We start from the raw sequence: 18,363 nt of genomic DNA, 5'->3' as shown, positions 1-18,363 counted from the left end.
ATGTCGGCTATCGGCGTGTCTTCCAGGTCTTCAGCACCAGTTCGGTGATGCGGCGGGCGGTGGCGGGGGCCAGCAGGATGCCGTTGCGCCCGTGCCCGGTGGCGGCCAGGATCCCCGGCTCGAGCCGCCCCACCGTCAGGGGGCCCGCCGGGCGGTAACCCCAGCGGCTCTCGAGGATGGCAGCGCCGCGGAGGTGGGGGAAGTGCGTGTCGCGGTAGTGTTGCAGCCAGTGGAGCCCCTCCGCCTCCACGCCCGGTTGCCAGCCCTCGCGCTGGGTGGCCCCCAGGTAGACCTGGGCCCCGCGCGGCAACGCGTAACCCGCTCCCACGAACATCGGGCCGGGCGGCGGCGGGGCCGCCAGCAGCAGGGCTTCGCCCTTGAGCGGGCGCACCTCCAGGCCGAAGCGACCCGACCAGGCCCCACTGGCGAGCACGATCTGGCGGGCCGCGAGGCGCCGGGTGGCGGTGTGCACCCAGCCGGGCTCGAGGTGCCGGGCTTCTTCCGCTCGCACGGTGCCGCCTAGGTTCACGAAGGCTTTCTGCACGGCGGCCAGCAACCGCACCGGGTCGAGGTAGCCGCCGGGGCGGGGCTCGAGGTCGCGCAAATCCTGCCAGCCCTGGCGCGGGGGCCGCTCCAGGCTCCAGACACCGCTCGGGGACAGAGGGATCTCGAGCCCGCTGGCGGCTTCGAGTTCGCGCACGAGTTCGGGGTAGCGCTCGAGCCCTTCCTGGGCCCACTCGAGCTCTTCCCCGCCCAGGCCTTCGGCGTGCGGGGCCAGCATGCCCGCCGAGGCCCGGGTGGCCTGCCCGGCCTTGCCCGCCTCCAGCAGGGTGACCTCGAGCCCCTCCTGGCGCAGGCGATAGGCGATGAGGCTGCCGATGATGCCACCTCCCACCACCACGACCTCGCTCATAAGGGCTCCTCCGGCTGGGGCAGGGGGACGCCTTGGGTCGGACTGGAGGGGCTGGCGAAGGCGCGTTCGGGCATGGGACCGGCTTCATAAGCCATGCGCCCTGCCCGCACCGCCTGGCCGAAGGCAGCGGCCATGGCTACGGGGTCTTGGGCCTCGGCGATGGCGGTGTTGACCAGCACCGCGTCGGCCCCCAACTCCATCGCCCCGGCGGCCTCCGAGGGCCAGCGCAGCCCGGCATCCACCACGACGGGCGGCAACACCGCGCGCTGCCGTGCGAAAATTTCCAGCATGGCCCGGTTTTTGAGACCCTGCCCTGAGCCGATGGGGGCGGCCAGGGGCATCACGGTGGCGCAGCCGAGACGGGCGAGCTTGTGCGCCAGCACCGGGTCGGGGGCGATGTAGGGCAGCACCGTGAAGCCCTCCTGCACGAGGACTTCGGCGGCGCGGTAGGTCTCCAGCGGGTCAGGTAGCAGGTAGGTGGGGTCGGGGATGACCTCCAGCTTGACCCACTCGCTCCCCGTGAGGGCTCGTCCCAGCCGAGCCAGGCGCAGGGCCTCGATGGCCGTGCGGGCTCCGGCGGTGTTGGGCAGCACCCGGTAGCGCCGCCAGTCCAGCGCTTCCAGCAGGCCCTGGTGCCCCGCCGCTCCCACCTCGACGCGCCGGACAGAGACGGTCACCACCTCGGCCCCGGAGGCCTCGAGCGCCTCCCGCATCAGCGCGAAGTCGCGGTACTTGCCCGTGCCCACGAACAGGCGGCTGTTCAGGCGCTGGCCTGCGATCACCAGTTCGCTCATGGCTAGCCCCCCTGCATCACGGCCACGACCTCCACCACGTCCCCCGCCGCCAGGGGGCGGGCCGGCCAGCGGCCTTTGACCCAGATTTCGTCGTTGAGCATCACGGCGACCGCCTCGAGGCTTATCCCCCGCTGGCCGCACACGGCCTCGACCACCTCGCTCAGGCTCTTCCCCTCGGCCTCCACGGCCTTGCCGTTAATCCAGACCATCCAGCCACCTCCGCATGCCCGCGGCGACCTGTTCGGGGTGGGGTGCGTCCAGGATGGCCCGCACCACCGCCACCCGCTGGGCCCCGGCCTCCAGCACCCTGGGTAGCGTGCGCTCGTCGATGCCCCCGATGGCAAACCAGGGCACGCGGAGGTTTTGCGCCGCCCACCGCACGTACGCCAGGCCCGTCGCGGTCCGTCCGGGTTTGGTGGGGGTCTCCCAGACCGGCCCCACCGAAACATAGCCCTCGATTCCCTCGAGTTCGGCCTGCTCGCGCAGGGCCTGCTCAGGTTCATGGGTGCTGCGGCCAATCCAGCCCGCGAAGAAGCGCCGAGCCTGGGCCACGCTCAGGTCCCCCTGCCCCAAATGCACCCCGTCGGCTTCCAGCACGGTCGCCAGGTCGGGGCGGTCGTTGATCACCAGCGGCGCCCCATAGCGCTCGCACAGGGCCCGCAGCTTCTCACCGAGCGCGAGGATGGCCTGGGCCTCGAGGCCCTTAGCCCGCAGTTGCAGCAGCTCGACCCCGCCGTCCAGGGCGGCCTCGAGGCGGCCCAGCAACTCCGCCTCTGGCTGGCCGGGTCGGGGGCTCACCACCAGGTACAGTTTTCCCAGCAAAAAATCACCTCCCGAACCGGCGAAGGGCCAGGAGGAATGGGGTATACGTTGGATTGGAAAAGTTTTTCCACGGGCTTCCCTCCGCCGGTACTAACCGGATCAGGTTCCAAGGGTTACAGGGCTCACCCTGTTCTCAGCCCCCGCGGGGGCACCCCTAGCCGATCAGTCCAAAGCTATCAGGCCGCCAGCAGTCCCGTCAAGGTCGGCGCTGGTGATTCTCTGGTCGGCTCGAGCAGGGGATGGGCGATGCCAGAGCCGAGGTACACCCTGTGGGAGGACAGGTGAGGGAAGGGGAGTGGAGGTGTCTCAGGTAGAGCGAGATCAGCCATGCCCTTATCTGAAGGCTAGGGCGAGGAGTGGCTTGTTCATCGCATTGAGGCGCTGACCAGCAAGGTGCCCCCCTCGCCGTGGGGGGTGTAGCTGATGGCAAAGCGCATAAACTTGTAGGCAAGGTTGTCTTCGATAACGTAGGACTCACGCAAAGCGCCAGGTTTGTACTCGATGGCATAAAGTGGTCTTTCTCGTCTTTTCCATCCAGGAGGCCTAACTGCAAACTCTCCCGCATACCTGAACGATTTCCTGGCGTTGTACAACCTCCAAAACATATCCTCTGGTCCGTCAAAATAGACATCGGACACTACCCTAGCGAACTCCCTGGAGCTCATGTCCAGCTCGAGGCAGTACTGGTGGGGCTGGAGGGTCTGGGTGCAGGCCTGCTCGGCTTTGCGCAGGCGGCTGGGGGAGTAACCCGCCCGGTAGAGCAGGCTCCAGGCGGCGTCCCTGGCCGCGGTGCCCAGGTCCACGAGGGCGTAGGTGCCTTTAGGCATCTCGGGGCTCCTCCAGGCTCCAATCTTTCGAAGGTACAAATCCACAATGATGCCTCCACCTCGGTAGACCATGTGAAACCAGATGTTGGGGTATTGCGCAAGGGTCGCACTGGTTTGGGTTTCATCGCCCACTTCAAAGTCATTTACCTGAATACCCCTGGCTTGCATGCTAGGAATTAGCTCACTGTTGAGTTCATAAAGGCCATAACTTTCCTCCATGCTGTAACAGCGGGTATAGCGGTAGTCGCTAAGCGCCCCCAGTCCACAGGTGCTGCGCCTGATCCAGGGGACCGACTCGATGGCGCGGCTGATCTCCTCGAAGACCCGGTCCATGCCCTCGACACTTTGGATGTCCACAATCTCCCCCTGCATAAAATCGCTCCCTCGCTTTTGCGCCCTGCAACCGCCCAGGAGAAACAGAGCGATCCCTACACAACTCCACCTAAGCCACGGTGAAATCAAAATCATAAGTATCCCCGCTCTTTGCGCTTAGGATCAAAGTACTCAACCGCTTCTTGCCACAGCCTCACCGTGGCCTCGTCGGCGCGGGGGTGCTGGGCGTACCACAGGTCGGCCATCAAGCGATGCAGTTTCCGACGATTGGTCTGCAAAACTTCATCTTCAAGCCGCAGATACTCCCCCAGATAGGCGCTCTCCAAGTCCCTCAGCGCGGCGACGCGGTACGGGATGAGGGCTTTGGGGACGTGGTGGGGGTTGAAGGGGCCTCGCTCGGGAAGCTTCCCCCCGAGGATGGCCTCCAGCGTGCCGATCTCCCTGCGTACCGCCTCCGGCGTCGTGCCAAAGGCCAGGGTGAAGTTGAAGTTGAAGTGTGGCTTCCTCATCGCATGGCCGCGCTGACCAGCAGGGTGCCCCCCGCGCCGTGGGGGGTGTAGCCGAAGGTCAAGCGCATGGACTTGTAGGCAACGTTATCCTCAATAGCGTAAGTATCAACCGAACCGTTTTGTCGGTAGCTCATGACGTAGTTGGGGGGAAGGCTCCTCACCTCAGGGGGATCATTGGGGTCGGGTGGCGTAGCCCACAGCTCACCCCTGTAAGTAAATGCCCCGGTGGCGTAGCGCTTCCAGAACTCGTCTTTAGGGCCGGAAAAGTATCGTTCGGCTATGGCAGCAGCGAACTCCCTGGAGCTCATGCCCAGCTCGAGGCAGTACTGGTGGGGCTGGAGGGCACGGGCGCAGGTCTGTTCGGCCCTCTGCAGATCAGGAATCCTGTATCCCGCTCGAAACAACAAGGCCCAGGCGGCGTCCCTGGCCGCGGTGCCCAGGTCCACCAGGGCGTACGCTCCATCAGGCCCACTCTTTTGACCCCAGTACCCCTCGCCCTCGAGGGAGAGCTTCACATCGACCACGCTTCCCAAGTCCACCAGGGTGACGTACAGGTTGGGGTATTGCTCGATGTAGGCGTAGGTGCGGGTATCCCCGTCACCAACCTCGAAGTTCTCGACGGCGACACCACCGGCCCGCAGCGCAGGGACGAGGTCGGCGTTCAGGTCGTGGTGGGAGTGCTTGGACTCGTCGTAGTGATAGCAGCGGGAGTAGCGATAATCGGGCAGGTGGCCGCAAGGACCACGCTCCAGCCAGGCCACGGACTCGATGGCCCGGGTCAGCTCGGCGAAGACTCGGTCCATGTTGTCCATCTGGCGAATGTCCAGTTTCACTCCCTGCATGAACGACACGGTGGCCCCTCTCTTCAGGGCTTTGCAACCGCTGCCTGGTAGAAGCAAAGCCCCTAACAGCATTAAGACCAAGTTCAGCCTTGGTAGGTTCAAGCTCATCCGGGGGGCTCCTGAGCGGCACGGGTGCCCTTCTGGGCCGCCTGCCACAGCCTCACCGTGGCCTCGTCGGCGCGGGGGTGCTGGGCGTACCACAGGTCGGCGATGTGGAAGCGCAGCTTCGCCCGGTTGGAGTTTAGTACCTCTTTGTCCAGGTGCAGGAAACCGCCAAGGTACTTCCTCTCCAAGTCCCTCAGCGCGGCGACGCGGTACGGGATGAGGGCTTTGGGGACGTGGTGGGGGTTGAAGGGGCCTCGCTCGGGAAGCCTCCCCCCGAGGATGGCCTCCAGCGTGCCGATCTCCCTGCGTACCGCCTCCGGCGTCGTGCCAAAGGCCAGGGTGAAGTGGCGCAGGCACTGCGGGGTGTTGGGGATCTGCTCCAGGGCGTTGGCCTGCTTGAGGATGCCCTCAAGCCGGTCTACCAAGTAAGCCACGCCACCCTTCGCCGTGACTGCTTCAGGTGTGAGGGATCTGAGCTTGGGCTGCACCCACTCGACGAGGGCGTTGTAGCCGACGCTGTAGGCGTAGGCGGCGCGGAAGGAGGCGGTAGAAACGAGGGGCAGGAGCTTCTGCTTGGCGGCCTCGCCGCGCAGGATGGGGTCCTTCTGGCTGGGATGGACGGAGACGGCCACCGGGGTGACGCCGTCCTGGGCGGCGCTGGGCTCGTCGGGGTCCTGGCTGCCCAACCGGACGATGGCCTGCTGCTCGGGGGTGAGGTGCTGGGGGCCCAGGCTCTGAAGGGCCTCGGCCAGGGTGGGCAGGTTGTGGGTCTTGGTGGGGTCGAGGGCCTGGAGGGCTTTCCCTCGCCGGTAGGTGTGGACGCGGCCATCCACCAACTGCTGCCCAGCCATGGGCACCACGTCGTTGGAAACCCGCAGGTGCAGGGCCTGGAGCCGGGGGTTGGCCCGGCGCAACTTCTCCACGTCGGCCTTGCGGATACCGGGGGACTGGAAGGTGAAGACGTGGCGGAAGTGCTGGGGGTGATCGGCGGCGGCGATCTGGGCCAGGGCTCCGCCCAGGCTGTGGCCGCAGATGGCCATGGGGCCGGGGCTGGCCTGGCGGGCTTCCTGGATGACTTTGGCGATGACGTCCCGGTTGGCTTCGTACTGGCTGTAGCCGGTGTGCTCGCTGGCGAAGTCGGTGAGGGTGTCGAGATCGCTCTCCAACTCCTTGGTGAACTGGGCGGCGGACATGGTCTTGAGGTCGGCCGCCTTCATGAACGGCAGGTTGACCCCCTCGGTGCCGCGCATGGCCACGAAGGCAAAGGGGAAGCGGGCCCGGCCAGGGAGGGGCAGGAAGACCCGCATCTGGAAGCCCCACTCCCCCTGGATGGCGGGCAGGGCCCGGTAGCCGAAGGTGGCCAGCAGCCGAGCAGGGTTGGCGTTGCCCTGGCTCCCAGAGGGTTGGGGATAGCCCTTGGCGTCGGAGAGATCAAACTGGTTGGCGTAGGCCAGGCTGATGGCAAGTTGCTCGGCGAAGGCCGCGAGGGTCACCTCCTGCTGCGAGCCGAGGGCGGCCAGGCCCAGCCGGTTGAGCAACTGGGGGCTCAGGCCGGCCCACTCCAACTTGTATAGCTCGTTGAGCAGGGGGCGCCCCTCGCCCCGCTCATACTCCTCGGCTACGGCGCGCAATTGCTCATGGCTGAGGGGCGAAAGCAGCTTGGTAATCCTGAAGCCACGCTGATGGGCCAGTGCCTGTCGGACAGCCGCCACCAGATCGGAAATCACCTCACCCTGGCCGGCCTTCTCCTTGCGCTGCAGGACGGGCTGGAGCTGCACGGCAGCAGGGACAGGGGGAGCAGAGGCAGGCTGAGCTTGGGCCTCGACCCCGGCGACCCCAGCCTGTTGGTGATGTTCGCGACCTTGTTCCTGGTAGGCCCGCAGCAGGCTGGCCTTCAAGCCCTCGGCCCTTCCCAGGAAGCTGAGGACGGCCTGGAGCAGGGGCATTTGCGTGGCCGCTTCAGCTTTGTGAAGGGCGTGGGCTACTTCGGCAGCGCTCAGACCCTGCCGGTAGGCCGCGGCGAGGCGCTGGGGAATCCGGCGGTACGCCCCCCGCAGGGCCAGGGCGCTGCCCTCGTCCAGCCAGGGCCGCTCCTGGGCAGGAATGCGCACCTCGAGGCCCGGCAGGAGCCGGAGGGTATAGGCCGGACGGGGCACGAAGCCCTGCTCCACCCGCTGGGCCTGAAGCTCCAGCGTCTCGTCGGGGTCGAGGCCGGGCTTGACCAGGCCCCGGCTCTGCTGCAGGACGTGGGCGGCCTCGTGGGCCAGCAACTTCTGCCCTTCCAGGCTGTGGGGGTCGTAGGCCCCCTGACGGAAGAAGATGTCGTGGCCGGTGGTGAAGGCTTGGGCTCCCAGGGCCTCGCTTAGGCGGTGGGCTTCGTCGTCGGCGTGGATGAGGATCTTGGGCAGGGGGTGGCCCAGGTGTGCTTCCAGCCGCTGGTGCAGGGGGCCGGGGAGGGGGGTGCCCCGGCCCCGGCGCTGCTGGAGGCGGACGGCGAGGTCCTCGGGAGGCTCGAGGGCCTCCCCGAGCTGCCGCCGGTAGCGCTGGACTTCCAGGTGCAGCCACTCCCGCTCCAGGCGGGCTCTGTGGGGTGTCGCCGGTGCCTTTGCCTCAGCCCGCCGGTGGGGTGCGGGAGGAAGCGTGGATTCGGCTTCGTGTCCCGTACTGCTCGGGCGTGGGCGGTAGGGATATACCGGCTCCTTGGAGCGGTCATCATAGACGGGCATGGAGGGATTATACAAACTGGGTCCAAGTTATGCACGAGACCTTGCCTTAATAAACCCGCTATGATGCTCGTCGGTAGGGCTCGAGGTAGAGAACATGGCGCGTCGTAAAGTCAATTCCCTTTCCCGTCGCAAGGGCGACTCGAGTGGGTGGCGTCTGCTGTTGCTGGTCTTGCTTTTGGTCGGGGCCTGGCTGTATCAGCAGTGGCAGCGGAACCAGCCTCCTCCGGTTGTGGGGTCGGCTGCGGACGGGGCACAGATCGAGCTGTACCTGATGCCCGGCGACGGAGCGAAGGCCAAGGCCCGCCTGATCGGGCTCATCGGCTCGGCCAAGCGCCAGGTGGACGTGGCGGCCTTCGAACTCGAGGACCGCGAAATTGGCCAGGCCCTGCTCGAGGCAGCGGCTCGAGGGGTACAGGTGCGGCTTTACACCGACCGTGACTACCGGCGCGAGGCCAGGGAAAGCCTGCGGGCTGGCGGGCGGGGTGGCCGCGAGCGCTGCGAGGAGGTGCAACAGGTTGCCGTCTGCTACGACGACCGCGAGGCGCTGATGCACCACAAGTTCGTGCTCATCGACGAGGTGGGGGTCTGGACCGGCAGCACCAACCTGACCTGGAACGCCTTCGAACGCAATAACGAGAACAGCCTGTTCTTTCCCCTGCCGGGGCTAGTACAGGCTTACAGGGGTGAGTTCGAAGCGCTCTGGGGCGGTAAGCCTGAGGGACGGGGGGCTCCTGCGAGCTTCATCCTCGGCCCTACCGAGGGCGAGGTGTACTTCAGCCCTGCCGGCGGGGATGCTGGCCACGCGGCCTTGCTCAAGACCCTGAGCCTAGCCCGCAAGGAGGTGCTGATCGCGGCCTACGTCCTCACCGACCGTCGCTTCGTGGAGGGGCTGGTGGCCCTCAGGCGCAAAGGCGTGCGGGTGCGGGTGGTGATCGACGCGCGCAACCTCGTCAACTCCCTCGACGAGGAGATCAAGCGTGCGGGCATCGAAGTGCGCAAGGACGGCAACCCCTACACCCAGCACAACAAGGTCATCGTGCTCGACGATACCTGGGTGGTCACCGGCAGCTACAACTTCTCGGCCTCGGCCTACCGTTCCAACAACGAGAACCTGCTCATCCTCAAAAGCCCCGAGCTGGCTGCGCGTTACCGGAAGGAACTCGAGGCCATCTGGCGGGTGGGGGAGCCGCTGTAAGGGTTGATGGCTGATAGCCAAACGCAAAACGCGAAACGCCCTTTCTTCACCCCCCTTAGCAAGGGGGCGAGGGCCGGGGTGGGGTTCCCACGAGCCGCAAACCTTTCGCTGACCGCTGACGGCTCATCGCTTCCCGCTTACACCCTGCCCCTCATCGCTATACACTCTTACCGGAATGGTGCTGGACCCTGCCCGCCTGCCGACCCTGATCCTGGCTTCGCAAAGCCCCCGTCGCGCCCAGCTTCTGGAGCGCCTGGGGTTGCCCTTTCAAACCCGTCCGGCCCACCTCGACGAGGAAGCCTCCAACTACCTCGCCCCCGAAGCGCTGGCCCACGCGCTGGCCCTGCACAAGGCCCAGGCGGTCTGGCGAAGCGGGGAGTGGGTGGTCGCCGCCGATACCGTGGTGGCCCTGAACGGGGTGCTGCTGGGCAAACCGGTCAGCGTGGCCGAGAACAGGGTTTTCCTGAAGCGGCTCTCGGGCCAGACGCACACGGTTTTCACCGGGCTGGCCCTTATCCTGCCCGAGGGCAGGGCTGTGGCCCTGGTAGACGCCGCCCAGGTGCGCTTCCGGCGGCTGGAGGACTGGGAGATCGAGTGGTACGCCTCGAGCGGGGAGGGGCTGGACAAGGCGGGGGGCTACGGGGTGCAGGAGCGGGGAATGGTGCTGGTGGACAGGATCGAAGGCGATTTCTACACGGTGATGGGGCTGCCGGTGCGGCGGCTGTGGCAACTCCTGGCCGAGGAGGGCTATTTCTCCGGTGGGAAAGGCGGAGCAGCTTGAGAGAAACCATCCTCCGCCGGCTGTTGTTCGTGGGGTTGCTGGGGCTGGCGCTGCTGGCCTCGAGCCTCACCCGCCAGCTAGCCCCCGCCCTGCCGGCTGAGTTCTCTGCCCGAACCGCACCGATCTTCGGCCTGGGCTACCGGCTGGGCTCCAACCTCCACGCCGCCCTCGCCGCGCTCTACGACCGCCGCGACCTGCGTGCAGAGAACCGGGCCATGCGGCAGGAGATCGCCACCCTGCGGCTGGAAAACGCCCAGTTGCGCGAAGAGAACCGCCGCCTGAGTGCAGCTTTGCAGGTACGTGAGCAGAAGGCTCTGGGGGCCAAGGCCATCGCTCCCGTGATCGACGAGGACCTCTCGGGCCTATACCGCCGCCTGATCATCGGGCTGGGCGAGAAGGACGGGCTCAAAGTGGGCGATCCGGTGGTGGCCACGGGCTCGGCGGGCTTGGTGGGGGTGATCGTGAGCGTCACTCCCAAAGAAGCCGTGGTGCGCACCCTGGTGGATCCCGAGTCGCGGGTGGCGATCCTGCTGCCGGGAAAGCGGGGCCGAGGAATCGCCTTTGGACAGCCTCCCCGATTGCTCAGGGTCGAGCTTTCCCCCGATGCTGAGGTCAAGGTGGGAGACCGGGTGGAATCCGGGGCCTTCCAGGGGCTCTATCCCCGTCTGCCGGTCGGCGAGGTGGTCGAGGTGTTGCCTCTCAAGCCGGGAGCGCTGAAGCGAGTGGTCATGGTCAGACCCTTGGTGCAGTTCTCGCTGCTGGAGGAAGTGATGGTGTTGCGCTCCCTCTGAGCGCCACTAAAGGGCAAATCTAATATCGTTGTGCTTGGCATATGCGCGCGGCCATTCTGATCCTCCTTACCTTCTTGCTGCAGGGCCTGGTTTCCGGTCTGATGCCGGCTGAGCTTGCCCCGCCCGACCTGCCCTTCCTGGCAGCGCTGGCTTTGGCCAGCTTCTATCCCATCTACGTGGGCCTGCCGCTGGCCTTTGCCGTCGGAATGCTTCAGGATTTGCTCTCCGCCGGGTATCCTGGATTGCACACGGTGGGGCTGCTCTGCGGGGTCTATGTCTACTACCGCTTCTCCCGCAGCTTTCACCCCGACGAACTTCTGGGGCAGATCACCATTCTGGGAGGGAGTTTTCTCGCCAAGTGGCTGGGCTATGCCTTGATCGGATACTGGTTGCGCGGGGGGCCGTTCGGCTTCGCGGCCCTCACCGGGGTCTTCGCATCGGAGATCATCCTCACCCTGGGCCTGGCGCCGTTCTTGCTAAGCTGGGCCCGTGGCGTGCTGGGGGAGAGGCGCCGTGAATAATCGCATCTGGCTTTTGCTGCTAGTTGTCTACGCCGTGCTGGGCCTCTACACAGCGCGGCTGTTTCAGCTCCAGGTGGTTCGTTACGAAAAGTACGCCACCCGCAGCCAGGGCAACTACCTGCGCACCGAGACGCTGCTGGCTCCCAGGGGCCGTATCTTTGACCGCAATGGCAAGATGATCGCGGGCAACCGCCTGACCACCGACCTGGTCTACTCCGGGGGCGAAATCCTCTTCAAGGAGCGCATCCTGCGGCTGCTGGGGCTCAAGGAACTGCCGGAGGTGGGCCAGGAACCGGTCACGCTCAAGGCCAACCTGCCCGAGAACCTGGTGCTGACGCTGGCTGAACTCACTGCCGGACAGGACAACCTGCAACTGGTGGAGCGCCTCGAGCGCACCTATCCCCGCCCCATCTCCGGTCCGGTGCTGGGCTACGTGCTCTTCGCCAACAAGCAGGAAGTCGAGGATGAAGGCTACGACCCGCGCGAGCTGGTGGGGCGCACCGGCCTGGAGGCGGCGCTGGAGAAGTACCTGCGCGGTCAGAGAGGCCAGCGGGTGGTGGAGAAGAACGTGCGCGGAGAGCGGGTCAGTGAGCAGATCACCAAGGAGCCCGTGCCCGGCCAGGATGTCTACCTCACCATTGACATTGAACTCCAGCAGGTGGCCGAGCGGGTGCTGAAGGAGAGTCTGGACAACATCAACAAGGGGCGCAGAAAGTATCGCTTGCCGCTGGAGAGCGTGGTCAAGGGAGCCATCGTGGCCGTGGACCCCCGCACCGGCGAGGTCTTGGCCATGGCCAGCGCCCCCAGTTTCGACTCCGCCCTATTCGCCCGCTACCCCCGCACTCCCGAGGACAACAAGAAGATCGCGGCCTTCAACTCCGACAAGTCCCTCCCTACCCTCAATCGCGCGGTCACGGCCTATGCGCCGGGCTCGACCTTCAAGCTCGCCAGCAGCAGCTACTTCATCGAGAAGACCGGCGTCACCCCCAACACCGTGTTCACCTGCAGCCCTTACATCAAGTACGGCGGCATCCGCAAGAACTGGTACGCCGGCAACATGGGTCCCATGACCGTGCGGGAGGCCATCGCCCAAAGCTGCAACACCTGGTACTACCAGGCGGCCATCGCTGCCGACCCCTACAAGACCGTAGACGGCATCGCGGAGTGGGCTAACAAGCTGGGGATAGGCCGTGCGACTGGCCTCGAGATCGCCGAGGATAAGGGTTTTCTCCCCACGCGCAGGTGGAAGGAAGAGACCTTCAAAGAACCGTGGTACCCCGGCCAGTCGCTCTCGGTGGCCATCGGTCAGGACGCGGTGGAGGCCAGCCCGGTGCAGATCGCCCGGATGCTCGCCACCATCGTCAACTCGGGCCGCCAGCCCGAACTGCACCTGGTGCGTAGGATCGGCAGCCGGGCCGTGCAGCCGCGCTTCACCCAGATCGAGGGCAAGTACTGGTCGGTGCTTCAGGAAGGCATGCGCAAGACCGTGACCTGGGGCACTGCCCGCCCGGTGATGGGGTCGCTCGAGGTGCCTACTGCGGGCAAGACCGGCACCGCCGAGAACGGCATGAGCTACCGCAAGGGCTACGGTTACACCCACGCTTGGTACATGGGCTACGGGCCCGCGGTACCCGGCGACCCCAGACCACCCCTGGTGGTGGTGGCCTTCTTCGAAAATGGCGGGGAGGGGTACAACGTAGCCCTGCCCGCGGTCAAGCGGGTCATGGAGGCCTACTGGAAGATCGGTGAGTTCAAACCTAGGCCACCGGAACCTGAGACTCCGCCAGCGCCCGTGCCGGAGTCTGGCCCTTCGAACGCTGTACGGTGAACGCCGATGGCCAAAGTGCGCCAAACGCTAAACGCAAGACGCCGTTCGATCGGGCTTCTGGGCTTTCGACGTCGGGCGCCTCGCATACGACTTAGGACGTACGACCCTGACGCTCAGGGTCTTATGCTTTGCCTTTTCCCCCCGACAAAGGTATAACTTTCCCAGATGCGTATCCGAGCCACCCTCAACGGCCTTTCACTCCGTCTCGACGGCAACGAGACCCCGGAGGCCCTGCGCAAGGCTCTGGCCGAGGTGCCCGAGTTGCCGCTGGAGGTCGAGGTCTCCGGGGAGATCGGGGTGGAGGTGTTGGAGGTGCTGTGCGAACTGGGGCGCGAGCGGGGCCTCAACCTGCGTCCTCCGAGGGGGGAGCGCTTCATCCCGTACACCGAGGTGGTGAGCCAGACTTTGCGTGCTGGGCAGCGCGTCGAGTCGCCCGGAACGGTGGTGGTGCTGGGGGATGTCAACTCAGGTGCCGAGGTCATCGCTGGGGGCGACGTGATCGTGGTGGGGAAGCTGCGTGGCCTAGCCCACGCCGGAGCCGGCGGCAACGAGGAGGCCACCATCTGGGCTACGGTCTTCGAGGCCAAGCAGATTCGCATCGCTCATCACGTGGCCCAGGCTCCCGACGATCCCCACACCGCCAGGAGCCCGGAGCGGGCTAGGGTAGCCGAGGGGCGAATCGTGCTCGAGCCCTGGGGGAAGCGCTAGGTGTCGAACGCCATAGGGACGACCGACAGGTCGTCCCTATACGCTCCGCCCTGGCACTCCCCGCTAGCGTCAAGGGTCTAGGGCCAAGGCGTCTTGCGTTTGGCGTCTAGCGCTCGGCCATCGACCATCGACCACTGAACCGGATTCAAAAAGATAATCATCCAACCCAAAGATTCCCAAAGGCTATCTTTTTGAATCCTAGAGCACTCCCTTCGGTCGGGTTGATTCGTCACCATTCGGTGACGAATCAACCGAATCTGGTATGACGCTCATCGCTGCCCTAGCTTGATGGTCAACACGTCGCCGCAGCTAATGCTGGGGCCCACGGCCTGCGGGCTGTTGGCGTGCACGTTTACGTAGGTGGTGCCCTTGGGGTAGGTGGGGACCTGGGCGGCTGGGATGCGGGTGTAGGTGAGGGCGGTGCCGTCGGGGCCGGCCATGGCGTCTTTGAGGCCGAGGATCTTGTTGCCGTTCTGGGCTTTGCAATTGGCGTCGCCTGCGTCGTTGAAGTGGATGTGGTTGGCGTACATCCCCGAGTTTGGCTTGAGCCCCTCCAGCCGCAGCCACACCTCGAGGTCCCCGTTGGGGAGGGTGATCAGCACCGCCGATCCCTTGACTCCGCTGTTGCCCATCGCGCTCAGGTCGGTATAGCGCACATCGGCTTTGGTGTCGTGGGCGGCCAGGGCCCCCACAGCCAGCAAGCTCGTGATTGCCAGAAACATCCATTTCCTGTTCATACTTGTCCTCCAGCCAGCCGTACGTGGGGTTGGGCCGGTTTGGATTGCCCCTGTTGGAGTACACCAGGCTCGAGGGCCGGGTGGTGTAGTGGTTCGAGCTACACGCTAAGTGCGGGTGTATGCAGCCTCGATCTGTAAACGCGTGTAGGTTTTATACCTGGTCTAGGCTAAGCCTACGGGAGGATCAACCTATGGAAAGCCCTAGCCTCGAGCTTCCATCCGGCTCCGTGACCTGTGTGCCCCAGCACCTGCTCCAGGAGCAACCCAGCACTACCCCCCACGAGCAAAGCCGCCTGTGGGAGGAGGTGCTCGAGCTCTACGACGTGGAGAATGCCGAGTAGCCGAACCGATGGGTGGGCGGGTCTTCGCAGGCCCGCTCAGCTTCGTTTGTATCGCCTTGGGTAGTTTTCTCCTATGTTTCTAAGTTTCCTCGAGTATACTGTCTTATCCCCGAAGCCGTCGAGGAGAACGAATGACTGAAGAACAACACCTGCGTGAGTACACCAAAGTCCTCAAAGCCCACCTACCCCGCCACTTTTTCGAGCCCGTCCCTGCCAGGATGATCTACCTGCCGATCTTCCTGGCCCTGTTTGCTTTGTGCGCCTGGGGCATCGTGGCCACCCCATATATACTGCTCAAGTTGCTCTTATCCTTCGGGATCGGCTATGCCTTCGTCGGAATGGGTTTCCTGGCGCACGAGATTCTTCACGGGGCGGTCACCAAGAACCCCGTGCTGCGCTCCGTCACCGGCACTATCGCCTTCGTGCCGCTGATGGTGGGCGCGCGGCTGTGGCGCAAGTGGCACAACGTCGAGCACCACGGCAACACCCAACACCCGCACGACGACCCCGACGCCATGGGGGCCCTCGAGTCGGCCATTCAGCGACCCCTCGTGAAGTGGATGTTCAAGCAACTCCCGGCGCTACGGAGCGCGTTCTTATTCTTCTCCTTCACCTTCTGGTTTACCCTGCACGCCCACATGATGCTGCGGCGCTTTCTCCCCGACTTCAAGCCCAACGAGCGTCCGGTGGTGGTCTTCCAGGCCATCCTGCCGGTGCTGGTGTGGTTGGGAGTGCTGCTGCTGGTGGGGCCGCTCAACTTCGTGTTCGTGTTCGTGCTGCCCTGGCTGATGGCCAACTTCATCGCCATGAGCTTCATCGCCACCAACCACCTCCTCAACCCCATCACCCAGACCAACGACCCCCTGCTCAACAGCCTCACCGTCCGCAACCCACGCTGGCTCGAGTGGCTCACCCTGGGCTTTGGCTACCACATCGAACACCACGTCTTCCCGGTGCTCTCCCCCAAATACGCCCACGTCGTCGCGGCCAAGCTCAAGGAACTTTGGCCTGAGCGCTACAACGAGCTGCCCCACTGGAAAGCTCTGCTCTACCTCTGGAAGACCCCCCGCCTCTACCGCGACCACCGCAACCTGATCGAACCCACCACTGGCAGGCTCTTCGGCACCTTGGGCTTTGGCCTCAACGACAGCAAGGTTTTCCCCAATAGGGCCAGGGTAGCCAAATCCCGCAGAAAGGCTGCTGATAGCCGCACGTCGAATGCCGAACGCTAAACGCCAAAGGTGCGTGCTTCCCGACCTTGGTCTTTAGGGTTAGGCTATCTTCCATGCGGATTCTGGTTGCCAACGACGACGGCATTTTCTCCCCCGGCATCAAGGCTCTGGCCTTTGCCCTGCGCGAGTTGGGTGAAGTCAACGTGGTAGCCCCCGACGTGGAGCAGTCCGGAGTAGGTCACAGCATCACCTTCCGACGACCCCTGCGCTTCAAGCACACGGCCTCAGCGGGCTTTGGTGAGGTTCCCGCCTACCGTGTGGACGGCACTCCTGCCGATTGCGTGGTGCTGGGCAGCAACCTGCTGGGCCGTCCCGACCTGGTGGTCTCGGGGATCAACATCGGAGTCAACATGGGGCTCGACCTGACCCACTCCGGCACGGTGGCAGCGGCCCTCGAGGGGGCTTCCTTGGGCATCCCCTCCATCGCCTTCAGCCTCGATGCTTCGGGTGAGGAACTGCGCTTTGAAGAAGCGGCAAAGCACGCGCTGAGGATTTCTCGTTGGGTGCTGCAAAATGGTCTCCCGCCCAAAACTCTGCTCAACGTCAACTTCCCCAACCGTCCCCCGCGGGGAATCCGCATCACGAAGCTCTCCACCCACCGCTACGAAGACTCGGTAGTCGAGCGCCACGACCCCGACGGGCGACCCTACTACTGGGTGGCGGGCAAGCCTACGGCTGAACTCCAGGAAGGCACCGACTTCTGGGCGGTGCAGCACGGCTTCGTCTCGGTCACGCCGGTGAGCCTGGACTACACCGCATACGGCTTCCTCGAGCAGCTAGGAAGCCTGGCGGAGGGATGAGGCGGGCTTGCGAGGGCTATAGTAGCCTACGCATGAAAGGCAACTCGGCCACCAGGGTCAGGATCAGGCCCACGACCACCCAGGCCACCATCCCTGCGAGGGTTCCTCCCGTGCGCCTGCGCAGCCAGCCCAGGAATACCCCAGCCCCTGCCCCCAGCAGCGTGGGGCCGAAAATTGCCAGCCCCGAGAGCAGGGGCAGCATGTAGGTCGAGAGTTCACGGTAGCGCTCGCGCAGGGAAAAATTAGCTGCCCCTCGCAACACCGGCTCCATCATCGCCAGACCGAGGAAGCTGATGTAGATGTTGGGGAATTCCCCCAACCCCAGAGCTTTGCGGATGAGGCCATAGATGGCTATGATCGCCAGCAGCACGATGCCAGCCCATACGCCCTCGATCCAGTCTTGTCGCGCGCCCAGGTGCAAGTTGGCCAGGCCGATGCGGGTGTAAGCGATGAGAAAAGCCACCGCGCCCAGCAAGAGGTAGAACATCGGGCGCACGGTCTCGGCCTGGACTGGGGTAAAGGCCGCCAGCCAGTTTCCGTAGAGGAAATATCCGATGCCTGCGGTCAGAGGACCGGCGATCAGGGGGGCCAGGATCAGCCAAGCGTGGACCGTGCCGGGTCCGAGGCGGAACTGGCTGTCGAGTTCGACAGTGCGCATGGGCTCGATGCGGCTCTCCCCGATGAGGATCAGCGCCAGGTAAAGGACGAAAACCGCCAGCCAGGGCCAGATGTGAGCCAGCACCTGCGTAGGCAGGCTCATCTGCTGGCTGAGCAGGCTCAGGTAAGCTCCACCGCGCTCGAGATCGCCCCTGCCGTAGTAGATGGCGCTGAGCAGCTTGAGGGCTTGGGTATATTCGTCGTCCAGGCGGCTGAAGCGGGAAAGGGTTGGCTCGAGCACCTCTGCGGCTTCCTGCAGACGCCCTGCACTCCACAACAACTCGCCCCTGAGCAACTCTTCGCGTGGGCTATCCCGCAACAAGAAGAGGCCCTCGGTAGGCTGGCCCAGCCGCTGGGCCATGCGCCCGGCGCCCAGCCGCCCCTCCAGCAGCCGATCAGCCCGGCGGTAGGCGTTGTAGGCTTCCTCATAGCGCCCCAGGGTTTCGAGGGCGACTCCCTGATAGAGGTAGGACTCGGGGTCGCGGTTGTTGGGCAGAATCCTCAGGGCTTCGGCGGCTCGCCCCCGCAACAGCAGCAGCCTCGCCTGCAACAGCTGCAAGGTGGCGTTGTCCGAGCCGACTATTCCCCGAAGCTGCTCGAGGCTTTGCTCGGCCTCGGCGACGCGCTTCTCGTCGAGGTTGATGCGGATCAGGAGCTCGAGGCTAGGCACGTGTTGGGAATTGGCGGTGAGGGCCAGTTCGCAGGTGGCTTTGGCGCTGCTCAGGTCGCCGCGCGCATATAGGCTTCGACACTGGAAAAAATAGTCATCGGCTCCCAGTTGGGCTAAGGCAAGACTGCCCAAAAACAGCATCCAGAGCCCAATTCCGGCGAGCATACGGGGGGCCAAAACCATGCGGTAAGTCTACCATGTAACGCTAAGCGTTCCGGGCTGTGACGAACC

Annotated in this window: 19 protein-coding genes and 1 riboswitch; of the genes, 9 read left to right on the top strand and 10 right to left on the bottom strand. The window is 65.1% G+C overall.

Features of this window, described 5'->3' with window-relative positions:
* Nucleotides 1–7: 7 nt before the first annotated feature.
* From Mrose_RS03590 to Mrose_RS03555, 8 genes are all read right to left on the bottom strand, one after another.
* On the bottom strand, nucleotides 8–913 hold the full coding sequence (locus Mrose_RS03590) for an FAD-dependent oxidoreductase (protein WP_119276062.1): 906 nt from the start codon (nucleotides 911–913) through the stop codon (nucleotides 8–10).
* Nucleotides 910–1,707, bottom strand: coding sequence for a thiazole synthase (locus Mrose_RS03585; RefSeq protein WP_119276061.1), 798 nt, complete (start codon nucleotides 1,705–1,707; stop codon nucleotides 910–912). The genes Mrose_RS03590 and Mrose_RS03585 overlap by 4 nt, the downstream gene beginning before the upstream one ends.
* Nucleotides 1,708–1,709: 2 nt before the next feature.
* Nucleotides 1,710–1,916, bottom strand: coding sequence for a sulfur carrier protein ThiS (gene thiS, locus Mrose_RS03580; RefSeq protein WP_119276060.1), 207 nt, complete (start codon nucleotides 1,914–1,916; stop codon nucleotides 1,710–1,712).
* Nucleotides 1,903–2,529, bottom strand: a complete 627-nt coding sequence (thiE, locus tag Mrose_RS03575) for a thiamine phosphate synthase (RefSeq protein WP_119276059.1) — start codon at nucleotides 2,527–2,529, stop codon at nucleotides 1,903–1,905. Before thiE ends, thiS begins: the two co-directional genes overlap by 14 nt.
* A 59-nt stretch (nucleotides 2,530–2,588) precedes the next feature.
* Nucleotides 2,589–2,695: riboswitch (TPP riboswitch) on the bottom strand.
* 199 nt (nucleotides 2,696–2,894) lie between these two features.
* Nucleotides 2,895–3,728, bottom strand: a complete 834-nt coding sequence (locus Mrose_RS03570; protein WP_147371562.1) for a hypothetical protein — start codon at nucleotides 3,726–3,728, stop codon at nucleotides 2,895–2,897.
* 92 nt (nucleotides 3,729–3,820) lie between these two features.
* Nucleotides 3,821–4,198 carry a hypothetical protein gene (locus Mrose_RS03565; protein WP_119276057.1) on the bottom strand — a complete coding sequence of 126 codons (378 nt, stop codon included), beginning with the start codon at nucleotides 4,196–4,198 and terminating at the stop codon, nucleotides 3,821–3,823.
* The gene (locus Mrose_RS03560; protein ID WP_147371561.1) at nucleotides 4,195–5,040 is read right to left on the bottom strand and encodes a hypothetical protein; all 846 of its coding nucleotides are present in this window, start codon (nucleotides 5,038–5,040) and stop codon (nucleotides 4,195–4,197) included. The genes Mrose_RS03565 and Mrose_RS03560 overlap by 4 nt, the downstream gene beginning before the upstream one ends.
* Nucleotides 5,041–5,144: 104 nt before the next feature.
* The gene (locus tag Mrose_RS03555) at nucleotides 5,145–7,871 is read right to left on the bottom strand and encodes an eCIS core domain-containing protein (RefSeq protein ID WP_119276055.1); all 2,727 of its coding nucleotides are present in this window, start codon (nucleotides 7,869–7,871) and stop codon (nucleotides 5,145–5,147) included.
* Nucleotides 7,872–7,965: 94 nt separating this feature from the next.
* Between Mrose_RS03555 and Mrose_RS03550 the strand changes: the two genes are divergently transcribed.
* The 6 genes from Mrose_RS03550 to minC all read left to right on the top strand — a co-directional run bounded on the left by Mrose_RS03550 (nucleotide 7,966) and on the right by minC (nucleotide 13,695).
* Nucleotides 7,966–9,066 carry a phospholipase D-like domain-containing protein gene (locus Mrose_RS03550; protein WP_119276054.1) on the top strand — a complete coding sequence of 367 codons (1,101 nt, stop codon included), beginning with the start codon at nucleotides 7,966–7,968 and terminating at the stop codon, nucleotides 9,064–9,066.
* Between the two features lie 175 nt (nucleotides 9,067–9,241).
* Nucleotides 9,242–9,847: a Maf family protein gene (locus Mrose_RS03545; protein ID WP_119276053.1), complete on the top strand. Its 606-nt coding sequence runs from the start codon at nucleotides 9,242–9,244 to the stop codon at nucleotides 9,845–9,847.
* On the top strand, nucleotides 9,844–10,638 hold the full coding sequence (gene mreC / locus Mrose_RS03540; RefSeq protein ID WP_119276052.1) for a rod shape-determining protein MreC: 795 nt from the start codon (nucleotides 9,844–9,846) through the stop codon (nucleotides 10,636–10,638). Before Mrose_RS03545 ends, mreC begins: the two co-directional genes overlap by 4 nt.
* A 41-nt stretch (nucleotides 10,639–10,679) precedes the next feature.
* The gene (mreD, locus tag Mrose_RS03535; RefSeq protein ID WP_119276051.1) at nucleotides 10,680–11,159 is read left to right on the top strand and encodes a rod shape-determining protein MreD; all 480 of its coding nucleotides are present in this window, start codon (nucleotides 10,680–10,682) and stop codon (nucleotides 11,157–11,159) included.
* The gene (locus Mrose_RS03530; RefSeq protein ID WP_119276050.1) at nucleotides 11,152–12,987 is read left to right on the top strand and encodes a penicillin-binding transpeptidase domain-containing protein; all 1,836 of its coding nucleotides are present in this window, start codon (nucleotides 11,152–11,154) and stop codon (nucleotides 12,985–12,987) included. The genes mreD and Mrose_RS03530 overlap by 8 nt, the downstream gene beginning before the upstream one ends.
* Nucleotides 12,988–13,152: 165 nt before the next feature.
* Nucleotides 13,153–13,695 carry a septum site-determining protein MinC gene (minC, locus tag Mrose_RS03525; RefSeq protein ID WP_119276049.1) on the top strand — a complete coding sequence of 181 codons (543 nt, stop codon included), beginning with the start codon at nucleotides 13,153–13,155 and terminating at the stop codon, nucleotides 13,693–13,695.
* Nucleotides 13,696–13,964: 269 nt separating this feature from the next.
* Here minC and Mrose_RS03520 read toward each other — a convergent pair whose 3' ends face one another.
* On the bottom strand, nucleotides 13,965–14,432 hold the full coding sequence (locus Mrose_RS03520) for a CHRD domain-containing protein (protein ID WP_119276048.1): 468 nt from the start codon (nucleotides 14,430–14,432) through the stop codon (nucleotides 13,965–13,967).
* Between the two features lie 191 nt (nucleotides 14,433–14,623).
* Here Mrose_RS03520 and Mrose_RS18760 point away from each other — a divergent pair, with 191 nt between their 5' ends.
* From Mrose_RS18760 to surE, 3 genes are all read left to right on the top strand, one after another.
* Nucleotides 14,624–14,773 carry a hypothetical protein gene (locus Mrose_RS18760; protein WP_182482658.1) on the top strand — a complete coding sequence of 50 codons (150 nt, stop codon included), beginning with the start codon at nucleotides 14,624–14,626 and terminating at the stop codon, nucleotides 14,771–14,773.
* Between the two features lie 131 nt (nucleotides 14,774–14,904).
* Nucleotides 14,905–16,005: a fatty acid desaturase family protein gene (locus tag Mrose_RS03515; protein ID WP_119276047.1), complete on the top strand. Its 1,101-nt coding sequence runs from the start codon at nucleotides 14,905–14,907 to the stop codon at nucleotides 16,003–16,005.
* A 53-nt stretch (nucleotides 16,006–16,058) separates the two neighbouring features.
* The gene (surE, locus tag Mrose_RS03510; protein ID WP_119276046.1) at nucleotides 16,059–16,805 is read left to right on the top strand and encodes a 5'/3'-nucleotidase SurE; all 747 of its coding nucleotides are present in this window, start codon (nucleotides 16,059–16,061) and stop codon (nucleotides 16,803–16,805) included.
* A 16-nt stretch (nucleotides 16,806–16,821) separates the two neighbouring features.
* Here the strand turns inward: surE and Mrose_RS03505 are convergent, their stop codons facing one another.
* Nucleotides 16,822–18,315 (bottom strand): tetratricopeptide repeat protein, encoded by a 1,494-nt coding sequence (locus Mrose_RS03505; RefSeq protein WP_119276045.1) that lies wholly within the window; start codon nucleotides 18,313–18,315, stop codon nucleotides 16,822–16,824.
* Nucleotides 18,316–18,363 lie beyond the last annotated feature (48 nt).

The organism is Calidithermus roseus (genome assembly GCF_003574095.1).
Classification (GTDB): Bacteria; Deinococcota; Deinococci; order Deinococcales; family Thermaceae; genus Calidithermus; species Calidithermus roseus.
Note: the sequence above shows the minus strand (reverse complement) of the source record. Positions and strands in the feature narration are given on the sequence as shown.

Coding starts and splice junctions, on each gene's coding strand:
- minC (WP_119276049.1), top strand. CDS start 13,153: ATGCGTATCCGAGCCACCCTCAACGGCCTTTCACTCCGTCTCGACGGC.
- Mrose_RS18760 (WP_182482658.1), top strand. CDS start 14,624: ATGGAAAGCCCTAGCCTCGAGCTTCCATCCGGCTCCGTGACCTGTGTG.
- Mrose_RS03570 (WP_147371562.1), bottom strand. CDS start 3,728: ATGCAGGGGGAGATTGTGGACATCCAAAGTGTCGAGGGCATGGACCGG.
- Mrose_RS03550 (WP_119276054.1), top strand. CDS start 7,966: ATGGCGCGTCGTAAAGTCAATTCCCTTTCCCGTCGCAAGGGCGACTCG.
- mreD (WP_119276051.1), top strand. CDS start 10,680: ATGCGCGCGGCCATTCTGATCCTCCTTACCTTCTTGCTGCAGGGCCTG.
- surE (WP_119276046.1), top strand. CDS start 16,059: ATGCGGATTCTGGTTGCCAACGACGACGGCATTTTCTCCCCCGGCATC.
- Mrose_RS03565 (WP_119276057.1), bottom strand. CDS start 4,198: ATGAGGAAGCCACACTTCAACTTCAACTTCACCCTGGCCTTTGGCACG.
- Mrose_RS03590 (WP_119276062.1), bottom strand. CDS start 913: ATGAGCGAGGTCGTGGTGGTGGGAGGTGGCATCATCGGCAGCCTCATC.
- Mrose_RS03560 (WP_147371561.1), bottom strand. CDS start 5,040: ATGCAGGGAGTGAAACTGGACATTCGCCAGATGGACAACATGGACCGA.
- Mrose_RS03545 (WP_119276053.1), top strand. CDS start 9,242: ATGGTGCTGGACCCTGCCCGCCTGCCGACCCTGATCCTGGCTTCGCAA.
- thiS (WP_119276060.1), bottom strand. CDS start 1,916: ATGGTCTGGATTAACGGCAAGGCCGTGGAGGCCGAGGGGAAGAGCCTG.
- Mrose_RS03515 (WP_119276047.1), top strand. CDS start 14,905: ATGACTGAAGAACAACACCTGCGTGAGTACACCAAAGTCCTCAAAGCC.
- Mrose_RS03585 (WP_119276061.1), bottom strand. CDS start 1,707: ATGAGCGAACTGGTGATCGCAGGCCAGCGCCTGAACAGCCGCCTGTTC.
- Mrose_RS03520 (WP_119276048.1), bottom strand. CDS start 14,432: ATGAACAGGAAATGGATGTTTCTGGCAATCACGAGCTTGCTGGCTGTG.
- Mrose_RS03555 (WP_119276055.1), bottom strand. CDS start 7,871: ATGCCCGTCTATGATGACCGCTCCAAGGAGCCGGTATATCCCTACCGC.
- Mrose_RS03505 (WP_119276045.1), bottom strand. CDS start 18,315: ATGGTTTTGGCCCCCCGTATGCTCGCCGGAATTGGGCTCTGGATGCTG.